Source organism: Litchfieldia sinesaloumensis (genome assembly GCF_900156865.1).
GTDB classification, from domain to species: domain Bacteria; phylum Bacillota; class Bacilli; order Bacillales; family Bacillaceae_L; genus Ferdinandcohnia; species Ferdinandcohnia sinesaloumensis.
This window is the reverse complement of the sequence record NZ_LT732529.1, coordinates 4,150,603-4,162,635: the sequence shown is the minus strand read 5'-3', so window position 1 is coordinate 4,162,635 and position 12,033 is coordinate 4,150,603. Positions and strand designations below refer to the sequence as shown.

The following is a 12,033-nucleotide window of genomic DNA, read 5'->3' as shown; positions in this document are numbered from 1 at the left end:
CAAACATTTGAAACCCCCGTCACGATTCTGTGTCGGGGGTACCCAATCATTATTTAGGTTATGATCCATGCGGTTTAGTATAGTGTCAAGTATTGGTCTCTTTCCCATACATCGACTTGTGTACGGAATTGGTCCCATTCGATTCGTTTTGCTTCGATAAAGTGGGTACTGATGTGCTCGCCTAGTGAACTTACCAGTAATTCATTTTTAGCGAAAGCTGTAATTGCCTCTTTTAAGTTTTCTGGAAGGCTTTGGATTCCTAACTCTGCCATTTCTTCATCTGCCATATGATAGATATTTAGATTAACTGGATCACTTAGTGTAAGTTCATTTCTAATTCCATCTAGCCCTGCAGCAAGCATAACAGCTAATGCTAGATAAGGGTTAGCAGACGGATCTGGATTTCTTAGTTCAATACGTGTGCTTAAGCCTCTACTTGCTGGTACACGAACTAGTGGACTACGATTCTTAGCTGACCATGCGATATAGCTTGGTGCTTCATATCCAGGAACTAAACGCTTATACGAGTTCACGGTTGGGTTTGTGATAGCAGCAAAACTATGTGCATGCTTTAGAATTCCAGCTAAGTATTGCTTTGCTGTTACACTTAAACCTAATTCATCACTCTCGTCATAGAAGGCATTTTCATTCCCACGGAACAGTGATTGGTGACAGTGCATCCCTGAACCATTCACGCCATATAGTGGTTTAGGCATAAAGGTTGCATGTAGACCGTGCTTTCTCGCGATATTTTTCACAACTAATTTGAAGGTTTGAATTTGGTCGGCTGCATGAACGGCATCAGAGTACTTGAAATCAATCTCATGTTGTCCAGGAGCTACTTCGTGGTGAGATGCCTCGATTTCAAAGCCCATATCCTCTAATGTAAGGACTATATCTCGTCGACAGTTTTCACCAAGGTCTGTAGGGGCAAGGTCAAAATAACCCCCATTATCGTTAAGCTCCATAGTTGGATCTCCATTTTGATCGGTCTTGAATAAGAAAAACTCTGGTTCAGGTCCAACATTCATTGCTGTAAAACCTAGTGAGTTTGCTTCACTTAATACTCTTTTCAAAACGCCTCTTGGGTCACCAGGGAACGGTGTCCCGTCTGGTAGATACACATCACAGATTAGGCGGGCAATCTTACTTTCCTCTGCACTCCAAGGAAAGATTAACCATGTATTTAAGTCAGGATATAGGTACATATCAGATTCTTCTATTCTTACAAATCCTTCAATCGAAGAACCATCAAACATCATTTGATTATCTAGGGCTTTTTTCAATTGACTTAACGGGATTTCTACATTCTTGATAATACCGAATAAATCTGTGAACTGTAAGCGAATAAAGCGTACATTCTCCTCACTTGCGATGCGTAAGATTTCTTCCTTTGTAATCGTTCTTCCCATAACTAATTCCTCCTTATATTTGTAATTAGCACCGCACCATTAATTAAGACTCAATTCATCAGGTCATCTGATGTATTAGCTTGTAGACGTGCGAGGTCTAATCTTTTTTTCCCAAAATAGTTTTAGATGATGTTCCTTGCCAATGATGCTTTTACATCAATTTCACCGTGGCAGATATACTCAGCCGTCCCTTTTTTCCAGATATGATTGTTTTCATCCCATCTGATTTCCAAGTCTCCACCTGGAAGATGTACAGTAATAGGGCGGTTTTTTGCTAGTTTTCCATTTAGAGTAGCTGCTACTACAGCTGCACAGGCACCTGTACCACAAGCCATTGTAATACCAGAACCTCTTTCCCAGACTCGATAATCAATTTCTTCATTATTTTTCACAGTGACAATCCCTACATTTACTCTTTCAGGAAACAATTCTGAGTGCTCAATGCTAGGCCCTATTATTTCAAGGGGTACCTCATGTACATTTTCTACAAAATAGATTGCGTGTGGGTTCCCCATTGAAACACAGGTCAAATCATAAGGAGTTCCAGCAATTGTAAACGTTTCGTTGATTGTGGATGAAAAAGGTTCCCCCTTCATCGGAATCATCCCTTTAAGTAATTTGGGTTCGCCCATATCAACAGTGATGAACTCTACAACGTTTTTATGCCCTGTTGAGACCGTCACATGAACAATTCCTCCAAGTGTTTCTATCGAAAATGTGTTAGATTCAGCATACAAATGATCTACTAAATATTTTGCTACACAGCGTAGTCCATTTCCGCAATTTTTTCCTTCTGAACCATCCTCATTAAATATTCTCATTCGAAAATCTGCAACACTTGAAGGGCAGATGAGAATCATACCATCAGAACCTATTCCAAAGTTTACGTCTGACACTGCGATTGCGAGATTCGTAAGATCTTGTTCCCTCAAGGAGGATTCTAAGAGATTGAAAATGATATAGTTGTTACCCAAGCCATGCATTTTGGTAAAGAGCATTGAAACCCACCTTCCCATCTCTATAGGATAATTTGTACTTTAATAAAAGATAAATTGAACTCTACTTAACCGTGTTCTTATCTCTTCTATGACTTTCTTTTCATCTTCTCTATCATCTGCCTGGAATGTCACAGAGAACCGCACATAATTACCAACGTCATCCCAAGGTACACTTGAAATCAAGTGTTCTCGTATTAAATACTGTCCAAACTCTTCTGCACTAGCGAAAGTCGGACCTCCTACCACTCCAACCGGGATTTCCACATAGAGGAAAAATGAACCTTTTGGTTTTTCTGCTTTAAAACCACAGTCGCGGAGCACATTCACAAGTGATTCATGGCGGCGCGAGTATTTCTCAGCTGTTCTAACTGTAATCTCCGGATGTGCTAATGCATATGCTGCTGCTTTTTGAATCGGGATAAATTGCCCTGAGTCACTATTATCCTTCACAGTAGCAAATGCTTTAACTAGATTCGGATGACCGGCGATAAAGCCAATTCTCCACCCTGTCATATTAAAGGACTTTGATAAGGAGTGTAGCTCAACACCGACCTCCTTGGCTCCCGGTATTGATAGAAAACTCAGTGGTTTTTCACCATCAAATACTAATGCCGCATAGGCTGCGTCGTGAACGACAATTAAATTATTCTGTTTCGCGAATGAAACAACTTCCTCAAAAAACTCTCGTGTTGCGGCAGCACCAGTTGGGTTATTCGGATAATTTAAGTAAAGTAATTTCGCTCTTTTTAATGTTTCACTATCTATCTGATTAAGCTGTGGTAAAAATCCATTCTCTTCTAGTAGAGGTAGTTGGACAACTTCACCCCCATAGTATTTTGTGTAAGTAGCTAGTACGGGGTAGCTAGGAGTTGGCATTAGTGTAATGTCACCTGGATTTATAAATGCAGCAGGTAACATTGTAAGTGCCGATTTGGATCCTATCACATGATTAATTTCTGTCTCTGGATTCAAATCACGTACACCAAACACTTCCTCCATGTAGCGTGCTGCTGCTTCCTTAAATTCAGGAATACCATTATCTGAATAGAAACGATTTTCAGGTCTAGCAGCCTCTTGTGACAACTTCTCAACCACACTTAGATCAGCCATCTCATCCGGTTCACCTACACCCAAATCTATTAACTCGATATGAGGATTCTCTGTTAAAGCGGCCTTTTTTGCCCTTTTTATTTTTTCAAACTTAAAGATTTCCTCTTTTAGTCCAAATGTCTGGCCGCCGATTCGTTCAGCGAAGAGTTGTTGGGTATAATCCGTTAAAGTCATTCTTACTCCTCCACATCTATAGTTGCGAGTTCAAGAGTGAAGGATGAAAACGTCCACGGTGGGTACTAGTCACTCCCTACCTATGAATTTCTTCTCTCCGAACTTCTTGAACATCCTTATTAATGGTTCATCACATATTCATTACATGCTGCTGCAACTTCTTTTCCTTCTTGAATCGCCCATACGATTAAACTTGAACCACGGCGGGCATCTCCTGCTATGAATGTTCCTGCCTTGTTTGTTCCGTATCGGTTCTCTACCTGATCAGTTCGTTTTGGTATTTCAAGATTCGAATGTTCCAACAGTTCGCGTTCCATTCCTTCAAAACCTACAGCTAATAAAACAAGCTGAGCTGGCCAGAATTTTTCGGTTCCTGGGACTTTTTCTCTTATTTTCTCCCCATTTTCATTAACAATTGTTTTAATCTCTGCACTCTTCACGCCCGCTAATTGGCCATACTCGTCTCCAACAAATTCAACGGCTGAGGTGGCAAATGAACGAGGCTCTTTTCCAAACTTTGCCACTGCCTCTTCATGTCCATGATCAAGCTTATGAATAAGTGGATATTCGGGCCATGGATTTCCTTCTGGACGAGACCCAGAACGTTCAGGATAGATGTCAAACTGTACTAAACTTTTACAGTTATGGCGGAGTGCAGTTGACACACAGTCAGTCGCAGTGTCCCCTCCTCCAATTACAATGACGTCTTTTCCTTCTGCAGAGATAAAATTTCCATCTTCGAAGTTAGAATCCAGCATGCTTTTCGTATTGCTATGCAGATAATCCATTGCATAATGAATACCTTCTAGTTCTCTACCATCTACTACCAAATCTCGTGGTTTCGTTGCGCCTGTGCAAATAATGACACTGTCGTACTCTGAATGTAATGTTTCGAGAGGATAATCTTTGCCAATCTCTGTATTTGTCACAAATTCAATACCAGATTCTTTTAAGAGATTGATTCGACGATCGACTACATGCTGCTCAATTTTCATTTTTGGTATTCCGTACGTGAGTAGTCCTCCGATACGATCAGAGCGTTCAAACACGGTTACCGAATGTCCATATTGATTCAGTTCGGAAGCACTTGCTAAACCTGCTGGTCCTGATCCAATAATGGCAACCTTTTTTCCTGTTCGATTGTTAGGTATTTTTGGAGTTACCCATCCTTCCTCGAAGGCTTTATCAATAATTGCCCATTCAATATTTTTTATCGTGACAGAACTTTCATATAATGAAGCAACACAGCCTGCCTCACAAGGTGCCGGACATGCTCTTCCTGTAAATTCCGGAAATGGATTCGTCTTACTTAGTCGTAAATAGGCCTCTTTCCAATTTCCTCGATAGACAAGTTCATTCCATTCCGGGATTAGATTATATAAAGGACAACCGGTAGTCATCCCACTCAGCACGCTTCCGTTTTGGCAAAACGGTACTCCACAATCCATACAACGTGCTGCTTGGTTTACTAGATCCCTTGAAGGAGGAAGAGTGGATATTTCCTTCCAGTCCTTCAGGCGTTGCAACGGCTCACGGTAAGTTGCGGGCTGTCGCTTGTAATCTATAAATCCTGTTTCCTTTCCCAAATCATGCACCTCATTTCTTTTACCTCTTAACACTCTACTAGACAACTAAATTCTCAGATTCTAGAATTCGCTTATAGTTTTGTGGGATTACTTTAATAAACCGACCCGCTTCTTTTTTCCAATTTTGAATGATGCGGTATGCTATTGGACTATTCGTGTACTCATAATGTTCTTTTAGTAGCTTGTATACATTGTTTTTTTCTTCTAGGTCATCAATTGCTTCTAGTAGAACTAGCTCTGAATTATATTCATGCTCGAACTGTTTATTAGCTGGTTCGTAGATATAAGCGATTCCTCCGGACATACCTGCTGCAAAGTTTTTACCCACTTCTCCAAGAATGACAGCACTACCTCCTGTCATGTATTCACAGCCGTGTTCACCTACTCCTTCAACAACAACGGTAGCTCCGCTGTTCCGAACACAAAATCTTTCTCCTGCCTTCCCTCGGATAAACGCCTTCCCGCTTGTAGCTCCATAAAATGCGGCATTACCAATAATTACATTGTCTTCGGCAGCGAGAGGTGATAAACCTGATGGACGGACAATGATTTTTCCTCCTGAGAGCCCTTTACCTACGTAGTCATTACCCTCACCTTCTACCTCTAAGGTAAGGCCATTTGGAATAAATGCACCAAAGCTTTGACCTGCTGAGCCCTTGAAAAGAAAGTGGAGTGTATCCTCTGGTAAACCAACCGAGCCAAATTGTTTCGATATTTCACTACCAGTTATTGTTCCAACGGATCGATCTGTATTTTTTATTTGTGAAAGATATCTTATTGTTTGTTGGTTCTCCCATGCTTCACGACTTACCGGTAGAAGTTCTTGATAATCGAGCGTTTGCTGAAGTTGATGATCCTGTTTTGTAGTTGAAACTCGTTCTCCTTCATGCCTTACTAAAAGCGGAGACAGATCAAGCTTTTTCATTTTCCAACCCAACACATCGGCTAACTGGATTACATCTGTATGGCCTACCATTTCGTCCAGCGTTCTAAAGCCAAATTCAGCCATATATTCACGAACTTCGGTCGCAATAAATGTCATTAGGTGAACAATATGATCTGCTGTCCCCGTCATTTTTTTACGTAGTTCAGGGTTCTGAGTCGCAATGCCGACTGGACAAGTATCCAAATGACAAACCCTCATCATGACACAACCTAATGAAACGAGCGGCAGCGTTGCAAACCCATATTCTTCTGCACCTAATAATGCTGCAATCACTACGTCTCGGCCATTCATCAGCTTTCCATCTGCCTCAAGTCTCACACTGTTTCTTAACCCATTTAACATTAAGGTTTGATGCGCTTCTGCCAAACCCAGCTCCCATGGCAAACCAGCATGTTTAATACTTGTTTTCGCCGCGGCACCCGTTCCCCCATCATAACCACTGATTAAAATGACATCTGCCTTTGCTTTTGCAACACCCGCAGCGATTGTACCTACGCCTGTTCCTGAAACAAGCTTTACATTGATATCTGCACTTGGATTCGCATTTTTCAGATCATAAATGAGCTGCTCTAAGTCCTCAATTGAGTAAATATCATGATGTGGAGGAGGTGAAATTAGCTCAATACCTGGTGTCGAACCCCTCGTTTTCGCTACTGATACGGTCACTTTATGACCAGCAAGCTGACCTCCCTCACCTGGCTTTGCTCCTTGAGCCATTTTTATTTGGATTTCATCACTATTAACAAGGTAGTGGCTTGTTACGCCAAAACGCCCAGAAGCGACTTGTTTTATTCTGCTTAATTTTGAATCTCCATTTGCAAGCGGTGTGAATCGCTTTGGGTCCTCTCCACCTTCTCCAGAATTACTTTTTCCTCCAATTCGATTCATCGCAATTGCGATTGCCTCATGAGCCTCTTTACTAATGGAACCATAGGACATTGCCCCTGTTTTGAACCGTTTAAAAATCGACTCTATTGATTCAACTTCCTCAATTGGAATAGGCTTTCTGTTACTTTTTAATCGGAACATTCCTCGTAGGGTATTGCTCTTTTCATTATCTTCATCTAACATGTGACTGTATTTTTTATATAGCTCATAATTGCCAGTTCGGCAGGCATGCTGTAAGGTGTGGATAGTCTCTGGACGGAATAAATGTGACTCTCCGTTTGCACGCCACTGGTGGTCAGAACCTTCATCCAACGTTAGCTCCTCATTTATCCAAGCCTGGTTATGACGTAATATAGTTTCCTTCGCAATATCGTCTATCTGCAGACCACCGATTCGAGATGCTGTCCTCGGAAAATACGTTTCAATGACTTCGGAACTAATGCCGACTGCCTCAAATATCTGAGCACCTATATAACTCTGAACTGTCGAAATACCCATTTTGGACATGATTTTCAATATTCCTTTTGTAACTGACTTTCTATAATTACTCGCTAGTTCTGTACCCTTCTTCTCCGAGAGTTGTAATAGCGATTTGTATACCAGATACGGATAAATTGCGTTCGCACCATACCCAAGGAGCACTGCAAAATGATGTACTTCTCTTGGTTCCCCAGAATCTACGATAATGCTGACTTTGCTTCTCAGTCCCTGTCGGATTAAATGATGGTGAAGCGCCGATACCGCAAGTAGAGAAGGAACTGCACTGTATGCCTGGTTGATTCCCCGATCACTTAAAACGATTAGATTACTACCATTCCTCACCGCTCTTTCAGCACTGGCTAGTATTTCTTGAAGGCGATCCTGCAATGACACCCCTTGCGTTGGAAAGAGAATTGAAATCGTCGATACTCGCCAATCCTCATTATTCAAACTGCGTATTTTTCTCATTTCTACTTCAGATAGAATAGGAGACTCCACTCTTATTTTTTTGTAATCTTCAGTCTTCGGTTGCAATAGATTACCCTCTGCTCCTAATAGGACTTCCATAGATGTTACATACTTCTCGCGGATCGCATCAATTGGAGGGTTTGTAACTTGAGCAAATCGCTGTTTGAAATAATTGAATAGGAGTTGAGGTTTTGTAGAAAGAACAGCAAGCGGAGCATCGTATCCCATCGAACCAATTGGTTCATTTCCCTCTTTCGCCATCGGCTTAATCATTTTATCCCACTCTTCATAGGTGTAGCCAAAAGCTTTCTGAGTACGTAGTAGATTCTCTTCTCCTTCTTGTTCACTTTCAATCTTTGCGAGTATGGGCAATTTCTCAATCGGAGTAATTGTCTCAGCAACCCAGTCCTCATAAGGATGCTCGTTAATAAACTGTTGTTTCAGCTCTTCATCAAGTAAAAGCTTTTTCTTCTCAAAATCAATAAGTAGCATCTGTCCTGGTTTTAGACGGTCTTTTCGGATGATTTTTTCTTCAGGAATATCAACGACTCCTACTTCCGAAGATAAACAAACGAAATCAGCATCAGTAACAAGCAAACGTGCTGGCCTTAACCCGTTTCGATCGAGGCATGCTCCAAGCTGCTTTCCATTTGTAAATCCCATTGCAGCAGGTCCATCCCAAGCCTCCATCAAACTACTATGAAATTGGTAAAATGCTCGTTTTTTCTCAGATAAAAGCTTATTATTTTGCCAAGGTTCAGGAATCATGAGCATCATTGCTTTTGGAAGCGACCATCCTGACATTGTCAAATATTCTAGAGCGTTATCAAACATTGCAGTGTCACTACCGTCTAAGTCAATTACAGGATGGAGTGCTTCACTATCTTCCAGTATGTCTGATTGAAGAACTGGCTCCCGTGCAATCATCCAGTTTACATTCCCTGTTATAGTGTTAATTTCACCATTATGCATTAATGTCCGATTTGGCTGCGCTCTTCTCCAGCTTGGAAACGTGTTCGTACTGAAACGGTTATGAACCATAGCCATTGCTGATTGGTAATCATTACGTTGTAAATCTTCATAATAGCTTCTTAACTGACTTGGTATGAGAAGTCCTTTATAAACGATAGTCCTAGATGAAAAACTAACAATATAGCAATCTTCCTTGTTCACTCCAGCATCATCAAATGCTTTTTCTATTTTTCGGCGTGTAACATAGAGTAGTCGTTCAAATTGATCGTTATCAAGTTCCTTATTAGTCGGAGTAACAAACAATTGTTGAACGGAGGGTTGTGATTGTTTAGCTGTTTTTCCCAACTCATCATCGTTTGTCGGTACATTTCGCCATCCAAACAACTCCAAATTTTCATTTTGCACGATCTCATTTATTCTCGTTTTGTAAGCTGTCACTTTTTCTACCTCTTGTGGTAAAAATATCATCGCTACTCCATATGTTCCGCTACTTGGAAGTTGTTTCTCTTTCTCCTTCCAGTCATTTAAAAATAATAGATGTGGGAGCTCGGTCAATATCCCGGAACCATCTCCTAACCTCTCGGCACCAGTCTGACCTCCACGATGATTTAACCGTTCAAGAGCCGTTAGTGCTTGACTAACGATGGTATGTGTTTTATCTCCTGAAATATTGGCAAGCAAGGCGATACCACAAGCGTCATGTTCAAACTGGGGATCATATAAACCTTGTCTTTTTAATTGGTGCATTTGTATCTCCCTTCTTCCTTTTCTTGTCTCTTGTTAATTTAATAGTAACAGCGAAATTCGCTAAAATATTTAAACTAATCGTTATAAAATTTGCACTGAATGACACTACTTTTTAACTTATCGGAATTAATAGAGTTGAGTAGTTCGCTACTAATCGACAATGTTCACATTATAGGAGTCAAGCCAGACATTAATTTGCACCAGATGGGCAATGAGCTGTGGCCCTGTCATTAGTTGACCAAACCATGGAATTTTAAAGGAGGCTCCTTCCGAATCGATAATCTCTCGTACCTTCTGCTCCGAAACAATTTCTAATATAGGGGCACTTTTGTTTTCAATGGTGCGAGTAAGCATATTTTTTACTAATCTCATATACTCTGGGTTATGGGTTTTCGGATAAGGATTTTTCTTTCTATACAAAACGGAATCGGGTAGTGTTCCTTCTAATGCCTTACGTAGAATTCCCTTTTCCCTGCCCTCTAGCATTTTCATCTCCCATGGAATATTCCATACATATTCTATTAAGCGATGATCGGCAAATGGTACACGGACCTCTAGACTTGCCCCCATACTCATACGATCTTTTCGTTCTAACAAAGTAGACATGAACCAAATCATATTTAGATAGAATAATTCCCTACGTCGTCCCTCAATTGGACTTTCTCCATCTAACCGTGGCACTTCTCTTAAGGTTTCCTCATATCGCTCTTGAACGTAATCTTTTAGGTTCAGTTTTTTCTGCCAATGTGGTAATAGAAGCTTGTGTCTTTCTCCTTCCGATTTCATCCATGGAAAATGATTATCTTGCAGTAATTCTTGCTTATAAAACCAAGGATAGCCACCGAAGATTTCATCGGCACATTCCCCTGATAATGCAACTGTAAAATCTTGTTTGATTTCCTCAGAAAACCATAGTAGGGATGAGTCAATATCAGCCATCCCAGGTAAGTCTCTACCCTTAACGGCATCCGTCAGTCTCTCGGCAAGTTGCTCCTGAGTAATAATTTTCGAATGATGATTAACACCTAAATAGTGAACCATTTTATCAATCCATGGTTTGTCTTCATCAACTTGAAATAAGCTTGATTTAAAAAACTCGCTATTGCGTTCATAGTCAATCGAATACGTATGGAGCGCACCTCTTCCTTGCTCCTGAAAATAGTTGGCGGCAATCGCACTTATCGCACTAGAATCAAGCCCTCCAGACAAAAATGTACAGACAGGAACATCTGCAACTAGTTGCCTTTCAACTGCATCTTTGACAAGGAATCTCACTTTTTCAACCGTATCATCGAGGGAATCAGAATGCTTTGCGCTCTCCACATTCCAATAACGATTCATTTTTAAACCATTGCGATCAAACGATAAAATATGAGCTGGTCTTAACTCACGTATTCCTTTATAAATACCGTGGCCAGGTGTACGAGATGGCCCTAAACCGAAAATCTCTTGTAAACCCTCACGATCTACTTCTGCCTTTACCTCGGGATGTGCCAATATCGCTTTAAGTTCCGACCCAAATAAAAGCGTGCTATTTGTATGCTTATAAAACAACGGTTTTACCCCAAGTCGATCCCTAGCAATAAAGAGCCTTTCCCTGTCATGCTCCCAGATTGCAAAGGCGAAAATTCCATTTAATCGTTCCACACACTCTTCCTTCCAATGGATATAAGAGGTCAATAGTACTTCTGTATCGGAATGTGATTGAAAGGAATATCCATGACTAATTAGTTCTTTACGTAATTCTTCCGTGTTATAAAGCTCTCCATTATATACAATCGTATAAGCATGGCCTTTCATTGATTTCCTTGTCATTGGCTGGATGCCTCCAGAAGGGTCAACAACAATTAGCCTGGTATGACCTAATGCAACATGATGGTCATTATAAACATTAGTGGCATCTGGACCTCGCTTCGATAATGTTTGGGCCATCTTTTCGATGATCAATGTTTGGGATTTTAAATCCTGTTGCCAATCAATCCATCCTGTAATTCCACACATGTTGATCACTCTTTCTTATATGAATTTTGTACTCTTCGAATATTTAGTAAGAACATAACGTTCCTAACGTATTATCATCTTCACCTAACTCCACCTTTGGGTTGAAGTTACACTAATCGTACCACCTTTATTTATTTAAATATTTAGATTATTTGATGTAAAGTTTGCATTTTTTTACATATTTTTGATAAGAAAAAACACCTATACATATTGTTAGGTGTTTTCGATACAAAGATAGAATGAGGAAATTT

At 40.5% G+C, this 12,033-nt stretch carries 6 protein-coding genes; all 6 read right to left on the bottom strand.

What is annotated here, in order from left to right; translation table 11 throughout:
* Window positions 1-74: 74 nt before the first annotated feature.
* Window positions 75-1,412, bottom strand: coding sequence for a type I glutamate--ammonia ligase (gene glnA, locus CZ490_RS20415; protein WP_077620578.1), 1,338 nt, complete (start codon window positions 1,410-1,412; stop codon window positions 75-77).
* Window positions 1,413-1,534: 122 nt separating this feature from the next.
* Window positions 1,535-2,410: a diaminopimelate epimerase gene (dapF, locus tag CZ490_RS20410; RefSeq protein WP_077620577.1), complete on the bottom strand. Its 876-nt coding sequence runs from the start codon at window positions 2,408-2,410 to the stop codon at window positions 1,535-1,537.
* Between the two features lie 39 nt (window positions 2,411-2,449).
* Window positions 2,450-3,694, bottom strand: a complete 1,245-nt coding sequence (locus CZ490_RS20405; protein WP_077620576.1) for an LL-diaminopimelate aminotransferase — start codon at window positions 3,692-3,694, stop codon at window positions 2,450-2,452.
* A gap of 119 nt (window positions 3,695-3,813) precedes the next feature.
* Complete coding sequence (locus tag CZ490_RS20400; RefSeq protein ID WP_077620575.1) at window positions 3,814-5,280, bottom strand: glutamate synthase subunit beta; 1,467 nt, start codon at window positions 5,278-5,280, stop codon at window positions 3,814-3,816.
* 37 nt (window positions 5,281-5,317) lie between these two features.
* A complete protein-coding gene (gene gltB / locus CZ490_RS20395) occupies window positions 5,318-9,781 on the bottom strand; it encodes a glutamate synthase large subunit (protein WP_077620574.1) in 4,464 nt (1,487 codons plus the stop codon).
* 150 nt (window positions 9,782-9,931) lie between these two features.
* Window positions 9,932-11,782, bottom strand: coding sequence for an asparagine synthase (glutamine-hydrolyzing) (gene asnB / locus CZ490_RS20390; RefSeq protein WP_077620573.1), 1,851 nt, complete (start codon window positions 11,780-11,782; stop codon window positions 9,932-9,934).
* Window positions 11,783-12,033: the final 251 nt, after the last annotated feature.